This is a genomic window from Acidovorax sp. GW821-FHT10E04, assembly GCF_059415185.1.
In genome coordinates, this window is record NZ_JBWKMT010000002.1 from 573,685 (window position 1) to 590,335 (window position 16,651).

General features: G+C 60.6%; 21 protein-coding genes. 7 read left to right on the forward strand and 14 right to left on the reverse strand.

Going from position 1 to position 16,651, the window contains the following annotated elements; all coding sequences use genetic code 11:
- Positions 1-10 precede the first annotated feature (10 nt).
- Genes phnA through phnD form a run of 4 tightly spaced genes read right to left on the reverse strand, consistent with a single transcriptional unit; the run spans position 11 to position 3,760 of the window.
- A complete protein-coding gene (gene phnA, locus AC07OC_RS07650; protein ID WP_218338881.1) occupies positions 11-1,252 on the reverse strand; it encodes a phosphonoacetate hydrolase in 1,242 nt (413 codons plus the stop codon).
- Positions 1,252-2,067: a phosphonate ABC transporter, permease protein PhnE gene (gene phnE / locus AC07OC_RS07655; protein ID WP_218294283.1), complete on the reverse strand. Its 816-nt coding sequence runs from the start codon at positions 2,065-2,067 to the stop codon at positions 1,252-1,254. Before phnE ends, phnA begins: the two co-directional genes overlap by 1 nt.
- Positions 2,064-2,888, reverse strand: a complete 825-nt coding sequence (gene phnC / locus AC07OC_RS07660; RefSeq protein WP_492806439.1) for a phosphonate ABC transporter ATP-binding protein — start codon at positions 2,886-2,888, stop codon at positions 2,064-2,066. Before phnC ends, phnE begins: the two co-directional genes overlap by 4 nt.
- The gene (phnD, locus tag AC07OC_RS07665; RefSeq protein ID WP_494600714.1) at positions 2,885-3,760 is read right to left on the reverse strand and encodes a phosphonate ABC transporter substrate-binding protein; all 876 of its coding nucleotides are present in this window, start codon (positions 3,758-3,760) and stop codon (positions 2,885-2,887) included. Before phnD ends, phnC begins: the two co-directional genes overlap by 4 nt.
- 165 nt (positions 3,761-3,925) lie before the next feature.
- Here phnD and AC07OC_RS07670 point away from each other — a divergent pair, with 165 nt between their 5' ends.
- The gene (locus AC07OC_RS07670; RefSeq protein ID WP_218294286.1) at positions 3,926-4,789 is read left to right on the forward strand and encodes a LysR substrate-binding domain-containing protein; all 864 of its coding nucleotides are present in this window, start codon (positions 3,926-3,928) and stop codon (positions 4,787-4,789) included.
- 99 nt (positions 4,790-4,888) lie between these two features.
- Here the strand turns inward: AC07OC_RS07670 and AC07OC_RS07675 are convergent, their stop codons facing one another.
- Together AC07OC_RS07675 and AC07OC_RS07680 are read right to left on the reverse strand one after the other, a co-directional pair.
- Positions 4,889-6,043: a GGDEF domain-containing protein gene (locus AC07OC_RS07675; RefSeq protein ID WP_218338877.1), complete on the reverse strand. Its 1,155-nt coding sequence runs from the start codon at positions 6,041-6,043 to the stop codon at positions 4,889-4,891.
- Positions 6,044-6,288: 245 nt separating this feature from the next.
- Positions 6,289-7,017, reverse strand: a complete 729-nt coding sequence (locus AC07OC_RS07680; protein ID WP_218338876.1) for an SMI1/KNR4 family protein — start codon at positions 7,015-7,017, stop codon at positions 6,289-6,291.
- Positions 7,018-7,097: 80 nt separating this feature from the next.
- Here AC07OC_RS07680 and AC07OC_RS07685 point away from each other — a divergent pair, with 80 nt between their 5' ends.
- Positions 7,098-7,709, forward strand: a complete 612-nt coding sequence (locus tag AC07OC_RS07685; protein WP_218338875.1) for a hypothetical protein — start codon at positions 7,098-7,100, stop codon at positions 7,707-7,709.
- 25 nt (positions 7,710-7,734) lie between these two features.
- Here the strand turns inward: AC07OC_RS07685 and AC07OC_RS07690 are convergent, their stop codons facing one another.
- The 5 genes from AC07OC_RS07690 to AC07OC_RS07710 all read right to left on the reverse strand — a co-directional run bounded on the left by AC07OC_RS07690 (position 7,735) and on the right by AC07OC_RS07710 (position 11,393).
- Positions 7,735-8,175 carry a hypothetical protein gene (locus AC07OC_RS07690; RefSeq protein ID WP_218338874.1) on the reverse strand — a complete coding sequence of 147 codons (441 nt, stop codon included), beginning with the start codon at positions 8,173-8,175 and terminating at the stop codon, positions 7,735-7,737.
- 211 nt (positions 8,176-8,386) lie between these two features.
- Positions 8,387-9,064 (reverse strand): hypothetical protein, encoded by a 678-nt coding sequence (locus AC07OC_RS07695; RefSeq protein WP_218338873.1) that lies wholly within the window; start codon positions 9,062-9,064, stop codon positions 8,387-8,389.
- The gene (locus AC07OC_RS07700) at positions 9,061-9,534 is read right to left on the reverse strand and encodes a DUF4274 domain-containing protein (RefSeq protein WP_218338872.1); all 474 of its coding nucleotides are present in this window, start codon (positions 9,532-9,534) and stop codon (positions 9,061-9,063) included. Before AC07OC_RS07700 ends, AC07OC_RS07695 begins: the two co-directional genes overlap by 4 nt.
- Positions 9,531-10,523 carry an SMI1/KNR4 family protein gene (locus AC07OC_RS07705; RefSeq protein ID WP_218338871.1) on the reverse strand — a complete coding sequence of 331 codons (993 nt, stop codon included), beginning with the start codon at positions 10,521-10,523 and terminating at the stop codon, positions 9,531-9,533. Before AC07OC_RS07705 ends, AC07OC_RS07700 begins: the two co-directional genes overlap by 4 nt.
- 84 nt (positions 10,524-10,607) lie before the next feature.
- A complete protein-coding gene (locus tag AC07OC_RS07710) occupies positions 10,608-11,393 on the reverse strand; it encodes a hypothetical protein (protein WP_218338870.1) in 786 nt (261 codons plus the stop codon).
- Between the two features lie 628 nt (positions 11,394-12,021).
- Between AC07OC_RS07710 and AC07OC_RS07715 the strand changes: the two genes are divergently transcribed.
- Positions 12,022-12,612, forward strand: coding sequence for a hypothetical protein (locus AC07OC_RS07715; protein ID WP_494600718.1), 591 nt, complete (start codon positions 12,022-12,024; stop codon positions 12,610-12,612).
- On the opposite strand, the gene AC07OC_RS07720 is transcribed toward AC07OC_RS07715, so the two are convergent.
- Positions 12,609-12,869, reverse strand: a complete 261-nt coding sequence (locus AC07OC_RS07720; protein WP_494600720.1) for a helix-turn-helix domain-containing protein — start codon at positions 12,867-12,869, stop codon at positions 12,609-12,611. The genes AC07OC_RS07715 and AC07OC_RS07720 overlap by 4 nt on opposite strands.
- 143 nt (positions 12,870-13,012) lie before the next feature.
- Between AC07OC_RS07720 and AC07OC_RS07725 the strand changes: the two genes are divergently transcribed.
- Together AC07OC_RS07725 and AC07OC_RS07730 are read left to right on the forward strand one after the other, a co-directional pair.
- Positions 13,013-13,213 carry a hypothetical protein gene (locus tag AC07OC_RS07725; protein WP_494600722.1) on the forward strand — a complete coding sequence of 67 codons (201 nt, stop codon included), beginning with the start codon at positions 13,013-13,015 and terminating at the stop codon, positions 13,211-13,213.
- A gap of 117 nt (positions 13,214-13,330) precedes the next feature.
- On the forward strand, positions 13,331-14,143 hold the full coding sequence (locus AC07OC_RS07730) for a hypothetical protein (RefSeq protein WP_494600724.1): 813 nt from the start codon (positions 13,331-13,333) through the stop codon (positions 14,141-14,143).
- A gap of 35 nt (positions 14,144-14,178) precedes the next feature.
- On the opposite strand, the gene AC07OC_RS07735 is transcribed toward AC07OC_RS07730, so the two are convergent.
- Both AC07OC_RS07735 and AC07OC_RS07740 read right to left on the reverse strand, forming a co-directional pair.
- A complete protein-coding gene (locus AC07OC_RS07735) occupies positions 14,179-14,760 on the reverse strand; it encodes a recombinase family protein (protein WP_494600726.1) in 582 nt (193 codons plus the stop codon).
- 348 nt (positions 14,761-15,108) lie between these two features.
- Positions 15,109-15,414: a phage integrase N-terminal SAM-like domain-containing protein gene (locus AC07OC_RS07740; RefSeq protein ID WP_494600728.1), complete on the reverse strand. Its 306-nt coding sequence runs from the start codon at positions 15,412-15,414 to the stop codon at positions 15,109-15,111.
- Positions 15,415-15,574: 160 nt separating this feature from the next.
- Here AC07OC_RS07740 and AC07OC_RS07745 point away from each other — a divergent pair, with 160 nt between their 5' ends.
- Positions 15,575-15,883, forward strand: coding sequence for a hypothetical protein (locus AC07OC_RS07745; protein ID WP_494600730.1), 309 nt, complete (start codon positions 15,575-15,577; stop codon positions 15,881-15,883).
- 54 nt (positions 15,884-15,937) lie between these two features.
- Positions 15,938-16,591 carry a hypothetical protein gene (locus AC07OC_RS07750; protein WP_494600732.1) on the forward strand — a complete coding sequence of 218 codons (654 nt, stop codon included), beginning with the start codon at positions 15,938-15,940 and terminating at the stop codon, positions 16,589-16,591.
- The last annotated feature ends 60 nt before the right edge of the window (positions 16,592-16,651 follow it).

The window sequence follows — 16,651 nt, forward strand, 5'->3', positions numbered from 1 at the left end:
GGAAAGACCTTTAGGCGGAGGGAAGAGCGTGGTTCAACGCGAGGTCGAACACGTCGAAATTGCGCAACCGCCGGCCGGGGGCGACGCCCTTCAGGGGCCGGTTGAACAGCAGCGGCACCTTCTGCTCCGAGATGCCGCCGTGCGAGCGCAGGGGCACGGTCAGCCCGCTCAGGTCGTGCCGCGCCGCACTGGTGCCCAGCACCGTGAGGTGGTCCGACACCACCACCAGATCGCCGATGCGGTCGCCCGCCAGCTCGAAGCGTTGCACCGCCTCTTCCCGCGTCAGCACCACCTCCACGCCCGGCAGTGCCAGCAACGCGCTGCGCACGCCCTCCAGCGTGGCGCCGGCATTCACGTAGATGGTCGCGAACGAGCCCAGGGCGCCGTGGTGCACCACATAGGGATCGGTGATTGGCAGGATCACCCGCGTGCTGCCCGCGCCGAGCTGTGCATCCAGCTCCTGCTGCAGGTAGACCACGCGCGGGTTGCCCGCGGCGTCGGTCTTGGGGCTCATGCCATGGTCGGCGGTGAGGCCGATGACCGCGCCCAGCGCATCGAGCTGGGCGAGGTAGCCGTCCATCATCGCGTAAAAGGCGTTGGCCTCCGGCGTGCCCGGTGCGCACTTGTGCTGCACGTAGTCGGTGGTCGACAGGTACATCAGGTCCGGCCGGCGGGTCTCCATCAGGCGCACGCCGGCCGCAAAGACGAACTCGCTGAGGCCGGCGCTGTACACCGAGGGCACGGGCTTGCCCACCAGCTCCAGCACATTCTCGATGCCGCACTCGGCCAGCGTGGCCTTGTCGGCCTTCTCGGCTGAAAAGCAGATGCCCTTGAGGCCGTGGCCGAGCATGGTGCGCAGCTTGTCCTTGGCCGTCACGGCCGCCACCAGCGCACCGGCATCGGCAAAGGCGGCCAGGAGCGTCGGGGCACGCAGGTACTCGGGGTCGTTCATCATGACCTCGCGGTCGGCGGCCACGTCGTAGAAGTAGTTGCCGCAGATGCCGTGCACCGAAGGCGGCACGCCGGTCACGATGGACACATTGTTCGGGTTGGTGAAGCTGGGGACCACGCAGTCCCCGATCAGCGAACTGCCCCGCGCCAGCATGCGCTTGAGGTACGGCGCCGCGCCAGCCTGTATGGCCTGCGTCACGTAGTCGGGCTCGCAGCCATCCACGCAGACCACCACCACCGGGGCTTGGGGTCGGGCATACTGCCGGCCGTTGGCCTGCACAGTGTCAACAACGGTATTCATCAACGGGCTCCTTTTTGAATCCAGGCACGCAGCCGGGTCGAGATGGTGTCGGCCACCATCACCATGGCGATGATCACGGCGATGCAGGTGGCGGTGTCCTGGTACTGGAACAGCTTCATGCTGCCCACCAGTTCGAATCCGATGCCGCCCGCGCCCACCATGCCCAGCACGGTGGCCTGGCGCAGGTTGGTCTCGAAGCGGTAGAGGACCACGGCGATCCATGCGGTCACCACCTGGGGCAGCACGGCAAAGATGATGGTCTGTATGGGCCCGGCCCCCGTGGAGCGCAGTGCCTCGATGGGCCCCTGGTCTATCTCCTCGATCGACTCGGCGAAGAACTTGCCCAGCATGCCCGCACCATGCACCGCCAGGGCCAGCACGCCCGGAAACGGCCCCAGCCCCACGGCGGCCACGAACACCAGCGCCAGGATGATCTCGTTGACTCCGCGCGTCACGTTGAACAGCTGGCGGGTGAACTGGTAGACCACCATGTTGGGCGTGAGGTTGCGCGCGGCGAAGAAGCACACGGGGATCGCCAGGAGCACCGCGAGCAGCGTGCCCCACACGGCGATCTGGATGGTCTCGATCGCCGGGACGATCAGCTTATCCAGAAACGCCCAGTTGGGCGGCAGCATGCGCCCCAGGAAATCGCCGATCCACGGCAGGCCCTTGGCCAGTTCGCCAAAACTGACCTGCGCGCCGCGCGCGGCCCACCACAGCACGCCGACGAACAGCGCACCAATGCCGATGCGCGGCCACCACCCCAGTCCGCCGCTGGGCCGGGCCACCAGAAAAGTGTAGGAACCGATGTTCATGCGCTTGCCTCCTCAAGTTTCAACTGGCGCAGCGCAGGCGCTGCTGCGGCTGCCACGGCAGGGGCGCTGCGGCTGCGGGCGTCGCTCTCGTCCAGTCCGGGGTAGATGCGCTTGAGCACCTCGTCCGTCAGGCCCTCGGGCCCGCCGTCATAGACGATGCGCCCGCCCGACACGCCCACGATGCGTTCGCCGAACTCGCGTGCATAGTCGATCTGGTGCAGGTTGCAGACCACGGTGATGCCCAGTTCGCGGCTGGCCTGCTTGAGGTAGTTGAGTACCGTGCGCGAGGTCTTGGGGTCCAGGCTGGCCACGGGCTCATCGGCCAGGATCACCTTGGGCTGCTGCGCCAGCGCACGCGCAATGCCCACGCGCTGCTTTTGCCCGCCCGAGAGCGTGTCGGTGCGCAGCCCGGCCTTGTCCTGCAGCTCCACTCGGCGCAGGCATTCGAGCGCAATCGCCACGTCCTTGCGCGGAAAGATCTGCAGCCACGACAGCACCGCAGGCACCGCCCCCATGCGGCCCGTCAGCACGTTCTTCTGCACCGACAGGCGGGGCACCACGTTGTAGTGCTGGAAGATCATCGCCACCTGGCGGCGCAGACCGCGCAAGCTTGCGCCGCCGGACTGGGCCAGTTGTCCGTCGATGTGGATCTCGCCGCTCGTGGGCTCCGCCAGGCGGTTGATGCAGCGCAGCAGCGTCGATTTGCCGGCACCCGAAGGGCCCAGCACGACCAGGAACTCGCCCGGTGCCACGTCGAGGTCGATTCCCGTGAGCGCATCGAAGTCGCCGTAGCGCTTGTTCAGACCACGGATCCTGATCATTTCATGGCCCTCAGGTCGAGGTTCAGGATCTTGGCCGTCTCGCGGATGATGTCGTAGGCCTTGTCGTTCGTGGGATGAAAGCCGTTGAGCATGCCCTGGTCCGACCAGGGGATGTCCTTCACGTCCAGGAAGGCGGCCTGCACGCGCTTCTTGAGGTCCGCATCCAGGTCCTTGCGCCAGACGGTGGGCGACTCGGGGATCGGGTCGGACTTCCACATCACCACCAGGTCCTCGCGCTTGGCTAGACCCTTGGCGATGGCGGCATCCAGGATGCGGTCGGCAATCGCCACGGCCTCGATCTTCTTGTTCTGCACCGCCACGGCATTCGAGTCGTGCGAGCCGGAGAAGATCACGCGGCCGAAATCCTTGTCGGTGTTGAAGCCTTCCTTCATCAGCCCGGCCTTGGGGAACAGGTGGCCCGAGGTGGACGTCGGGTCCACGAAGGCGAAGGTCTTGCCCTTGAGGTCGGCCACGGTCTTGATGCCGCTGTCCTTGTGGGCCACGATGAGGGAGTGGTAGAAGGCCCGGCCGGCCTTCTTGGTCTCGGCCACGGCAAAGGCCTCGATGGGCGCCACGGTGGTGCCCATCACGTACGAGAAGGGGCCGAGGTAGGCAACATCCAGCCGCTTGGAACGCAGGGCCTCGATCACGCCGTTGTAGTCCGCCGCCACGAAGGGCTTGACCGGCATGCCCAGCGACTTGGACAGCATGTCCATCATGGCCTGGCTGTTGGCGATCATGGCCCGCGAATCCTCGGAAGGGATCAGGCCTACCGTGAGGACGTTGGCTGCCCTGGCAGGGTTGAGGCCGGCAAGCGGCGGGGTTAGCAGCACGGATGCGCTGGCCAACAGAGATCGGCGCGTGAGTTTCATCGATGTCTCCTGTCTGGTGGGTTTGAACCTCTTTTTGCACTGCCTACCAAGCACAGTGCATGGGGCAACTGTCGGTGGTGCGGGACTATCTTGCAAATTCAAGTTTTTTTACCGATCCATTCATTTAATCTATAGTTGGCCCGGGATAACACGGAGGCGACTGTCATGCGGTTGACGCAATTGAGGTCTTTTCATGCGGTGGCGACCGAAGGGAGCTTTACCCGCGCAGCGCAGGCCTTGCACGTGAGTCAGCCCACCGTGACCACGCAGGTTCAGCAACTCGAGGAGCTGTACAAAGTTGAACTTTTTCACCGAACGGGGCGCCGCATTCGCCCGACGGAAATCGGAGAGCGATTGCTCCAGCTTTCGCGCCAGATGTTCGACCTTGAGCAAGAAGCCGTGCAAATTCTTCGAGACGCAGGCGAACTGCGTTCGGGGCATTTGCGTGTTGCGGCCGTGGGCCCTTCACACGTGACGAAGATGCTGGCGGCGTTTAACCAGAGATACCCGGAGATCCAGATTTCGGTAGGAACCGGCAACTCGGAAGATGTGTTGAGCCGGCTGCTGGACTACCGGGCGGACGTCGGTGTCCTGGCGCAGGTGCTCAAAGACAAGCGTTTCGTGTCGGTTCCGTATAGCGAACACCCCATCGTTATTTTCTGCAATGCAGACCATCGGTTCGCCCGCCGCCGCAGCATCCGCACCGCAGAGCTGCAAGGCGAAAAATTGATTTTGCGCGAGCAAGGGTCCACCACACGCAAGGCCATAGAACTGGCGCTCAAGGCTGCGGATGTGCAGCCGACAGTCGTCATGGAGGTTGCCAGCCGGGAGATCATCCGGGAGGCCGTGCTCCAAGGACTGGGCGTCGCGGCGGTCTCGGAGGTGGAGTACGTGCCCGGTTCAGGTTTGCACGCGGTGCGAATCAGCGATGCGCAAATCAGGACCTATGCACACGTCGTGTGCCTGGCGGAGCGCAGGGACACGCGTCTCATCCGGGCGTTCTTCAACATCATCGGGCGTGACTCTTAGTCTCTTGGTCGCGCAGCTGCGTACGGATGGAGGGACAGGCTGCGTGTCGCTCGCCAGCGAGGCTGACATGGAGCGATTCCTGGGCCGGGTGCCTGGCTACTAGCAGGCGGGGGCCTTGCGCAGCTTCTTGTCCTCGTACATCCTCATGTCGGCATTGCGCAGGATGTCCCTGGAGCTCTCACCGTCCTGGGGCCAGACGGCGCCTCCGATACTGACCTTGATTTCGATGGGCTGGCTGTGGCCCAGCAGGGCGAAGCCGTTGAGGTGCGGCTTCAGCCTGTCGACGATGAAATGCAGGTTCTTTGCATTCTCAGCATCGCGAATGATCATCACGAATTCATCGCCTCCAAGCCTGGCCACAAAATCCGTGTTCCTCGCGTGCTTCTTCAAGCGCTGCGCGAATTCCACCAGCACCTGGTCTCCCACGGAGTGTCCATGGCGATCATTGATCTGCTTGAACTCATCGAGATCAATCAAGGCCAATGCGAACCTGTGGGTCTCGCGTTTCGCACGCTCGATGGACTCATTCAGGATGACGTCAAAGGACCTGCGATTGGGCAGGCTTGTCAGTGGATCGGTATTGGCGATGCTGTCCACTTTCTTGTGGGCGCTTTCCTCACACACGAGAATGATGCAGCAGTTCCAGGCAATAGTGAACGAGATCAGGACCAGGTATAGATACGCGTGATACGGACTCTGGATGACCGCCGCGCGGTCTTCCGCGAAGAAAATGAAACTCCAGCGCAAGCAGAATGCGATGGAGAGCGATGTGAGATACAGCGCGGAGAGATTCTGTGCGGAAAAGCGCACCGGCCAGTTCCAGTGAGCGATGTGGTAGGCCATGCCCAGGGTAAAGGCCACGACCACAGCGTCAAGAATGAGGTACCTGGCGGCATCCTTGCCGTAGACAGCTGCCATGGTGACGATCATCACCACGGCAAACCACGGCATTGCCAGAAAGGTGATCCTGGCCAATTTCGTTTTGCCGCGAAAATGCAAGGTGCCATGGAGCATGAAGGCCAGCGCCATGATGCCGAAGAAGTCATTGATGAAGCGTGCCGCAGGCGCCTTCAGTTCCACGAATATCGGGATCGAGAAGCCGATCATTGTGGATACCGACCCAGCAATCCACCAGTTGACGCCTTTGACGTCCTTGTTGCCTTTCCAGATCAAGGCAACAATAGGAGCGAGCGTCAACTCGGCGACTGCCAGGACGACACGCAAGGTGTCCCTGTCCAGCAGGTGAAGATTCATGATGCCTTCTAGTGACTTACCGCTCGTTTGTAACTTTATGTTCGCCGTTATATCCCTTCCCATCCGTGGGCGCCCTAGGGATAGTGCTGGGTAGCGAAGAGGTGCTCGCCGCGTCTCATGCTGGGTGCATTGAGACAGGACGCAGGGCCGTTGGCTTGCCGCGCCCTTGCCGCCGCGCTCCTGCCCCGTCCTGACGAAGTCGATGAGCTCTTGGATGCGAAAGAACGCGTCTTGGGGGAAGGCCTTCAGGCACGGGGTCCATGGGGTCGAAATTCCACCGTGGCTCCCAGCGCCTGCAAGTGGTCTTGGGAGCGGCGCAGGTGCACAAGATAGCCCTCCGCAACGGCAATTTCGGGTTGCATCGCCAGGGCCAGCGCTTCTTGTGGCGACAAGCCAAACGTCTGCTTGAGGAATTGCACGACCTTCATTTTCTGCGGACCGATGCCGCAGATGACCAGGGTGCCGTGCTGCCAGGCCGTGGTATCGGGCGGGGACGCAGGTTCCTTTGCCGTGTCCGCGCGGTTCTGGCGGTTCTCGAGCACCTCCCGCCAGAGCCGGGTTCCCAGGCTGGCCTCGGCTTCGACCACGTGCTGTGCAGCCGTGGCGTCGTCTTCCAGCCCGCGCAGCACCGCCAGCATGTCACCCAATTGCTGCAGGCTGGGTGCGGCCTGCTCCGCCTCCCACCGCCCCGCTCCATGCGGCGCATAGTAGACGGGAAAGCCTTTCGCCTCCTGGTTGAGATCGATGAAGAACGGATCGCCGAACCCATTGAGAGCGACCACGTACCAGCCCGGCTGCCATTCGCCCGGTGCGGTGCCGACCAGGCTTTCGCCGGTGATGCCGTGGTGGCGAAAGCCGCTTTGCCAACCCTCCCATTGCCCGGGCTGGGGGTAGTGGAAAGGCAAGGCCATGTCGCCCGCGACGATGGCGGCTTCGATGAACTGGCGTGCCGCGTCCGGCAAGATGGATGTCATGGCTGCCTCCTGGACGGCGTGCAGGGCCTTTGTGCTGCCGCCAGCGCGGCCTGTGTCTGTGACAGCGCGAGCAGACCGGAATGCTCATGCTGCCCCTGCACGGGTCTGGTGATTGCGGGTGCCGGACTCCTGGCGATGGACTTGAGGTGGTAGCAGGTCATGGTCAGCGTGCAGCCAGGCTGCATGTCGTCATGCAGAATAATGTACTGATCTACTTCTTGCGCTGTGCGAACGCCATGACGGTTGCCTTTGCATTGCATCACCCGGACGGCCTGCACATCGCGTGCGGGCTGCAAGAGGCAGTCCTGGTGGACCGTCATGCGGCATTGATCGTGGTGCCGCGCGTACCCCGGGCGGTGCAGGGTTCGGACTGGACCTGGCATCGTCTCAAGGCCTGGAGTGACGGCGGTTTCATGGTGGGCATCGAACTGGCGTTCTTCCAAGGTTCCTTGTCCGAATGCTGGCTCTTCCACGATGACGACAGCCGCTATGGCAGGGATTGGAGCGATTGGTCCGAACGCAAGGAGCGCCGGCGCGCCAAGGCGTTGCGCGACTGGCTGGGCGCGCGGGGCTGGGCTCCTGGGCACCATGCCTGGAGCGAGGTTTGGGTGGGGTACGACCCGCGCACCGGCTTTGGGGGTGGCGGGGTGCGCTACGGCGGCGCAGATTCGCCCGCGGCCATGCGGGTGTGAAACCCCGATGTCACCGCACCCGGCCTCAACGGCGTTCTGGCGCCCCGTGAAGAGGGCCCGGGTGGGCTCTGAGTTGCTGCTTGTTGTGGGCACGCGGCCGGTTTTCGCCCATGTCCCATTCCTGTACGTGGCCGCTAGGGCGGTGCAGCCCGAAATACCCTATCAGGCCGCTGCCCGTCCAGATGCCGGCGTACCCCTGCGGTGCGGGTGAGAGGCTGTGCACACCGACCACGGTGTAGTGCGCCGATCGCTCATGGAGCGTACAGCGCAGTTTGCCGGCCTGGCCAGGGTAGAGGGATGCCGCCACGGCGAGAATGCGGGCGCACTCGCGCTGGGGCACCTCGGGTACCTTGTCCGCCGCCGCAGCGAGAGCTGATGCAAGCGCGCAAGCCAGCGCCAGCAGGGCGTGAAGGCCCAAATCGATGGCCCGGCCTTGCGCGCCCAACTGGCTGGAATGTCCGATCATGGCGTTTTGCCCTCTCCCATGAGGAGGGGCCAGAGAAGGTTTTGGAGGCCGGTGAAGGCCGGTGTCATGCACTCCACATGCCCGATGCGCGAGCCGGGACGGAACCATACGATGGGATTGTCGTTTGCCATGGTGCGTGGGGTGTCGCGGCAGGGCAGTGCGTCTGCATCCGAAGCGCTGGGTGCTGGCGAGGTGGAGCAGAAAGAAGAGGCTACGGAAGGTCCTGTGCGCGGGTGCCCAACTTGAGGCTGGCGCAGAACACCGAGAACTCGCCTTTCTCATCAATGGGTGGGTTTTGCAATTGGACGAAGAGGTCGGGTGCGAACTGCACCAGCGTGACATCGGCGCCGCCCGAGCCCGCATAGATGCCCGTGTAATTTTTGATGCGCTGACGCGACCAGCCCATGCGCACGGTGGTTTCGCCCTTCCATGCGGGTTTGCCGCAGAAGGTGGTGGCTTCAGCAGGCTGTGCGCCGGCCTGGGCATTCGACACCATCCATCGGCCGTCTTCCTCGCGCATGAATGTATCCAGGAGCGGACTGCCACCAGGCCATATGCGCACCACCTGCACACTCGGTCCCGGGGTACCGATGTTGATCACCCAATCGCACACGTTGTAGGGCGGCTGGCCGCCGTCTTCCTTGTCCTTGCATTCGCCCTTCTGCACAGGATCGGGCCGGGCCTTGACGATATTGATTGCGCACAAGCGCCCGTGGGGAGCGAGTTCCATCCGCTTGGGGCGGGTAGTCTTGTAGCCCACGGGTAGATCAAACTCGAGACCACAGGCGGCGACGGGGATCGTGGTGGGTTGGCCGGCTTGAGCGCAAGGGAGCATGCCCAGGGTGGCAAGCAACGCAAAGGCAGGTACTGTTCGCAAGGAAGGCTTCATCGGGGACTCTCTTTTGCATCGGAGGGCGCTGGCGGCGGCTGCATGAGCGGCGACCCCTTATGCTGTGCGCGGATGCTTTCCACGTAGGCCGGGCCAAACGCCCGGGCGCAGTCTGCTATTGGGTCGCATGCGATGCCTTGCAGTCGAAAGCCGTCGGGATAGCGTTGTTCAATAGCACAGAGCAGTGCATTCGCGTTCCAGCGCGCGGGCTCACCGTCCAGGGTGGCGCGGGCCTGCGGGTCGCCCAGCAATTCATGGAACTGCCAGTAGATGAAGAGGGCCGTGCCTGCGCCGCATTCAGGATGACCCACCACGCAACACAGAGGCTCGAAACCGTCGTTCGCGTTGTAGCTGCGACTGAAGCGGTCGAGCTGGTCGCTGGTGGTGAAGTGGGTGACGAGGGTGCACATCTCGTCATACCCGCATTCCAGGGCTTGCGCCACGCGATCGACAGTGTGTGTAGGGGTCATGCTCCTCCCTCGTCCCCGTTGCGCAGGCTCTGCAGCACCCTGGCGCTGAAATCCGGGCTCAAACGCCATTGGTTGTCGGCTTGCAGCAGATCACCTGCCATGGCGCGCGCCTGGAACCAGTCTTCCACGAACCCGGGTGCCCAGGCGCCGGTGCCGAAGTGTGCGCTGCCCACCATCGCGATGACTCCTGGGTAGGACTGCATAAAGCCTTCCTTCGACCGCACCGGCCGGCTGTGGCTCAGCAGCAGGAACTGGGTGGCGTACATCAGGTGCGAATTCGCGTCCGCATGCAGCGTGAAATAGCCCCTGTCCTCCACGATGGTCTCGGCCAGGCGGCGAATATTTGCGGGCATCTCCGGATCGGGCCACTGATCGCAGAGTTTCTGCAGCCGCGTGTTGAAAGGCGCGCTGCGCACATGTGCAAGGGCATCGTGCTTCACGTCCTCAGGATCGTCTTCGTACTCGGATGCATGCACGAGACCCCGCACGAAGGTTTCGAAATCCGCCGCGAGCGGGGTGATGCAGTAGTCCGCCTCCTGGTTGATGTGCACCACGCAGGGTTCGCCAGAAGGGCCACAGGCGCGATAGTCCAGCGCGATCATGTCGTGGCCGGCCGAGGGGCAGTCGCCGAAGTACACGCCGATGTCCGGGTAGTCCCATTCCTCGATCTTGAAACGGCCGCCGAGGCTGCCGCACAGGCTCCACTGCTTGCCGAATCCGATGCCCTTGAAGGCGCTGATCGCCACATGGTCCTCGGCCCAGGAGGTGGGCTGGTCGGTGGGGAAACGGCCGTGAGCGGGAATGCCGCCGTTCTGCGTCTGCATCAGCGCGATGTAGCTGGCCGGGAGTTTGTAGCCCAGTTCAGCCTCGACCGCCACAGTGGTTTCCGGCGAGGGCGCGGGCTCGCCGTACTCCCTGCGCGCGTAGTCGCTGTCTTCCCAGAACCCGACAAGGTCGAAACCGGCAAAAGGCGGTTTACCTGCGTTCATGCGTTCGTTCTCCCCTCGCTGGCTCGTTCATGGATTTGCACGTGGAATTTCCTCGCTGGCAATCAGGATCCGCCAGACCCGGCCTTACTGCCACTCCACCACATAGTCGTCTTTTAGCCGCCGCCCGGTGTTCATTTCGGGTTCGGGCAGATAGCTGCCAGCATCTCGCTCCTGGCCCTGGAAGCGCACCTGGCGCTGCGCGCGCAGCACCTGCCGGCCGTTCGCGTCAGAGGCGGTCTGGCCCCACACCGCCGACTCGGTCGCGTTGTTGGCCGTCATGTTGGTGTGCAGCAGCACCCGGCCGTCGCGCTCCACCAGGATCAGCAGCCAGCCGCTGCCGTAGATGGCGGTAAGCGGTGCATCGGCATGCACCAGGCGCGCCACGCCGTTGCGGCCGGTGCCGGTGCGCGTCTTCATCAGGTTCAGGAATGCGCCGCTGGTGATCTGCGCGCGCTCGAAGTCGCGCCGCAAGGCGGCAGCATGGCGCTGGGCTAGGCAATCTGACAGGGACTCCACCTCCTGCTGCGTAAACGCCGAGGGCGGCAGGTACAGGGTGTCGCCGCGGTCGTGGCCGCTGCGCTTGCTGGCGCCGCTCGTATCCAGGTTCAGGCCCAGGTTGTAGATGTGCGGGCTTGCCTGGCGCAGCCAGGGATCGAGGTTCTTGTAGTAGGCCTCGTAGTGGATGGCGGCCAGCACGACACCCCGGTAGCGGTAGCGCAGCTCTGCGCGCGAGCCGCCGGCCTCGTTCTTGCCCCAGGGCCGGGCGTCGACGATGAAATCGCCGCCGGGACAAGCCAGGTGCGTGACGGGCTGGAAGGATTGAGCCATGGCATGCGCTCCCATGAGGACGAGGCCGGAAAAGACTGTCATGAGGCGTTTCAATGCCAACACCATAAACCCCTTGCGCTCTTCTCGCATCTGGCATGCAGGGCCTGCACAATGGCGCCTCCAACACTGGCGAGATCAGCGGGATCATCGTTGATGCAGGGCAACAGACAACCCCGTGGAGCCTGTTCGGCCTCCAGGAGCGAGGAGCACCATGCCTCAACGGGGTGGCGTTGAACCCGTCAGGTCAAAAAAAAGCCCCATCTGTGAAGAAGGGGCTTTGGATGTGCGGGACTTCGTGGGACGGATTGATCAATCTGTCCAGGTCCTTGATTTTTTAGCTTACTGGCGGAGAGGGCGGGACAGCCCCGAATCCACCAATCTCCAGAGGAGAAACCTCGGCCCAACAGTGCAGTGTTACACGGTCAAGTTCACGAGTTGAGGTGGCCGATAGTAGCAGACGCATGCCTGATCGCCTCGTGCATGGTCTGCCCTACGCCTAGCAGGCTCCCACTGTCTGCGCAATCCCCTTGTCGCTTTCAATCGACGTTCCCCGTTGACCGGTGCAGGCGAACTCGCGAACCTAGAGGCTCGTTGATCGCACCCTCCGTCCTGGCTTTTGCTGGGTACGCGGTGCGATCTTTTTTTGGGCGAATCGGAAAGGCAGGGCAAGATGATCGAGCATCTCGAAGACGAAGTACGCGACGAGTTGGAATCCAGCAAATACGGACAAACGCGGGCCGTCGCAGTCATGCACGTCAACGGAGATCCGTTGGAGGTGTTGGGGCGTGTTGGCCCAGGCGGAGCCATTCGGATGGGCTACACCTATTGCAGAGTGAGGATGGAGCGCAAGACCTTGCTTACGCTGATATGTCCCGAACAATCCTGCCCCTGCCGTGCGGCATCGCTTGCGAAATGGCGAGAGCATCAGGCCATCGTCATCCCCTCAGCGCCTCCGCCACGCTTTCAGCCCATGGCCCGCCCGCTGTTTGAAGAAGTGGAAATTCGCGCGAATGGCCGCTCCTGCCAAGCTCGTCCGGCGTCGTTCCGATGCTTGACCCCATGCCCGCATGGAGCCCATGCCGCGATCCCCATGCAAAAGACGGGCTGGGACTTGTTCGAGGCTGGGCGCTGCATCGCCGGGGGCGTGCTCAAGAACCCTGAAACCGGCCTATCAGCGCCGCTGCTGCCCACCCTGGAGGCCGCCCAAACATGGCTTGCTACCCGGGGGCCGTCAGGAGGCGGCGCAGCGGCAGCCGCCTAAGGTTGCTGGCGTTTATCCAGCGGGCGGAGCAGCGCGGACACTTCCATGTCCAGTGCATACGCCAGCCGCACGATGTTGTGCAGCGAAAGGTTGCGCTCCCCACGCTCCACCGAACTGACGTAGTTCGTATGGAGGTCGGCTCGTTCGGCCAGGGCCTCCTGCGTCAATGCCTGGGCCTCACGAAAGCCGCGCAGTGTGGTCCCGAAAACCACCTGCGCTTTTTCCTTGGAGGGGGCCTTGGGGAGTCTGCGGAGCATGCCGGGAGTCTTCCGGCTCTCACACTATGAGTACACACACTATGAGTTTGATTGGTGGCAAAATTGAGTGCTGAGGTTGAGGCCCAACGTCAAGCATGAGGTGGGGGCACCTCGCACTGTTCAATTGCTGTATGGGGGTTCAAATGGCACAGGTTATCGGGCAAGCGTTAGCGATGATTTTTGGATTATTTGTTCTTCGCTTGATATATAAATTTTCGCTTAACCTCACAAATAAACTCGATAGCAGCAGTACAGGAAAATCTGTATTTGTTAAGGGATTTTTTATTGTTCTTGCTCTTGTGCCTTGGATTGGCATATTTATTCATATCAAATTTTACTCGTGACTACTCTCTCCGATCCGATCTGCTGCAGGTAAGCAGATACACAATTTGGTGTAGTCAGTTTGACCGTTAGGGGGATTTTTTGCAAAAAGGATGATAATGAATACAAGAGAGGATGTGATGAGCATCGAGCTTGCCAAGGATTTAATATATTTCCATGAGATCAACGAAAAAGCATGCTCATCAACAGCTACAGATGCCGATCTGAATCTGGCATCTCATAAGGCTCTTCATATCTCCGTGACACATCTTGATCAGGTTGCAGGTTATTTTGCAACTCACCTTGAAAGGACAACTCTATCATTTAATCAAGAGTCCATTAGCTTTCACTTCCAAGATAGAAGTGAGATTGCGGAAACTCTCAAGATGTGCATTAGGCAGATCGTGGAGCCAATTCGAGCTAAGAGAGTAGCTTATCTTGTAATTAATTTAATGCTCTGGAGTTTTGACCGCCCATCCGCATTCAAAGATGGTAGCGAACACGTTAACATAACTCTTCTTGTTGCCGCCACTATAGATAGCTATCGTCGTGCCTTGGCTAAAGAACTTAACGAAATGGCAAATGCTATGTTTGATGGTGTAATATTTGGTGGCCATGATCGGCAACTATTTCAGAAGCTATCTTTGTTTTTTGAGAGGGAGGCTCGGCATCAAGCGTTTGCAGACTTTCGAGATATTCCCGGGGGAGCCCAGGCATGTGGGGTGGGTGCAATTGTTGATGGTCATCGGTTTATCATTGCAAGCTTTGTTGGTTCTCGCAGTAGGGATGGGTTCATGTGCTCAATTCGTGACTATAAAAATGAGTGCATCCCTGGGCAGCCGGACTTTTTCCCTAGTGTGTCAGAGGCCATAGACGCAAATTGTGGTTATTTCTTGGCTATGGCTACGTCACTACAGAAGATGAAGAAACCTTGGTGGAGGCGTATTTTCTAAAAGGTAGGTAGCCTGAATAGGCTAGGGCGCCGCGACTAGTTTGCAGCGCTGTCGCGCACCCGCATAACGGTCTGGCGGCTAGTTTTGAAATCTCTTGCCAATGAAGCCACAGAATGGCCCTCAGAGAGTTTTTGACGCACCATGGCTACCTCCCCTTTGTTGAGGCTTTGAGGCCGCCCAATGGCCTTTCCAGACGCCTTTGCGAGGGCCAATCCGGCGTGGGTGCGTTCGATCAGTAAATCCCGCTCGAATTCGGCCACTGCGGCAATGACCCCCATCGTCATCTTGCCTGCGGGGCTCGTCAGATCAACTCCACCCAGCGCAAGGCAATGAACCCGTACGCCGGTTTGTGCCAGCTTTTCGACGGTGGCGCGAACGTCCATGGCATTCCGCCCCAGGCGATCCAGCTTAGTCACAACCAACACGTCCTCGGGCTCCAGCTTGTCTAGGAGACGATGAAAACCGGGGCGCTGCTCTGCCGGTACTGAGCCGGAGATAGTCTCCATGACAATCCTCCGGTCGTTGAGTGCAAAACCAGCATTAGTGATCTCAAGGACTTGGTTCTCTGTGGTTTGATCTGTAGTGCTAACGCGGCAGTAGGCGAAAACTCGGCTCATATGGCAACCTGTACGAAATGGATGTACGAATAATGCCATATGTCCAAAATAACATCAACCTAGCTTTCGGACATGGCGGAAGTGCATGTCCGAAAACGGTCGGTTTTGAACACTCTGAGGGTCTGCGAGTGGCACTTCAAGCCAGCAACGCAATCGCAGGTTGAGTGATGCCGCGAACGGGTGAAAGGGCAAGCCCGATAGGAGTAGGAGGAACGCAGGGATAAGCTTCGAAAGCAACACCGTTGCAGACGGGGGCAAGCCCCTACGGGGGATTTGCTGCTTACCTTGTTTGAACTCCAGCCTTCGGAAGTGAAATCCAAATTTGAAGTTCTCTACATGCCGTCATGCTTAAAGCACTCGAAACCAGCGCGCCTGCCTAACACCTCGCGGTACAGGAATAGCAGTGCGCTCAACGCCTGGTTGTGCGTGGCAGCCGCCCCCCCGTCGCTCGTTAGCCAACATGGCTAGGAAACCTTCGATTTCCAGCCGCCCCATGTCTCGTGGATGCCGCAAGCCGTGCCATTTCACGAACATGCGCACCCACTGCACGTAGGCCTGCTCAGTGCGCAGGCTATAGTGTTTGTAACGAATTCGCTCACGGACCTGATCCAGCAACCGTGTGGCGCGCAACGCAGGAGGGACGGCGAGTTTCATGGCTGAATTTAGTACTGTATTTTCATGCGGTATGCGCGCTGTCAAGCTAGGCTACAAGCGTTTCCCACGCTTTTTTTGTGCCAATTTAGACCGCAAGCGCCAGATATGGACTGCGGCTTGGTGCGTTCTACATTACGTTATGAATTTTTGAGGGGAAGAAATGTATCAAGAAACCTTGGATGAAATACACGAAGTAAAAACCATAGCTTCACATATCACGGGCCTCGGGAAAATATTAAATACAACCGAAGATCCAACCTTGCAGCAACTGATTGACAGAGTTATAAAAATGCTGCAAAAAGTTCATGCTGATCCAAATGTCAAAGGAAAATCAACTCCTCAAAGTTTGCAAGTCGTGAGAAGTACAGCATTGCAAGCACTAATGGAATATTGCTCCAATCACACAAAAGCCCAAAAACCTGAGTGGCAAGTATTGGCAGAAAAAAACGGTTGGGCACCAAAAACATAACCATTCGCTCAAGCCGACCCGCTTACGGCGGTCGGCTTAGCTTGTTCGTTAGACATGGATCACGACTCTCTCGTTGCTGTTTCAGAGGATCTGGAATACCTCGCCCAGTGGGGCTCCGAAATCACCGCTGCTGAAATCCGGCGAGGTACTGCTGTTCTGCGACGGCTTCTCGTTGAAGACGCATACGGGACTGCTTGGCGCGCGATCCGCCAAGCGAAGCAGCCATCGCTGATTGCGGTTGACCTTGATCTGATGCTTGGAAACGACTCAAACAAAGTCGTCTACGCCTTGGCCGGTGGAGCGCACTTCCGGGGGATGCAAATGGCCTGCATGCTCCTGAACAAGGGGGCCACCCCCATCGGCGGCAATCCGCCGGCGCCGATCAGACCCGACGGCTATCCGTTTGAGCGGACCTTCACGCTCTCCGAGTACTTGTCGTCGAACGCTGGCGTTGTGGGAGGCCACGCGTTCAATCGTCGGGAGGTCATAAAGTACCTTGCGAATGTCAAGGGCGGTGTACATCTCAGTGCGCAGCAGCGAAAAACGGAGGAGAAGCTGATCGCCCGGTTGGGGAAGATCGAGAAGAAAATGATCATTCACAACACTGACGGACTTCTGGTCGAGGCTGTGGCGATCGCCCAGGCGTTGGGATCTTCTCAGGATGCCAAGACGTACATCGCACACGTTCAAGCGCTCCCAGCCGCGTGAGTTGTGCCCCATCCATGTCTAACTAGTCGGTCGACTCGGACACGTTGCGGCAAGGGGCCG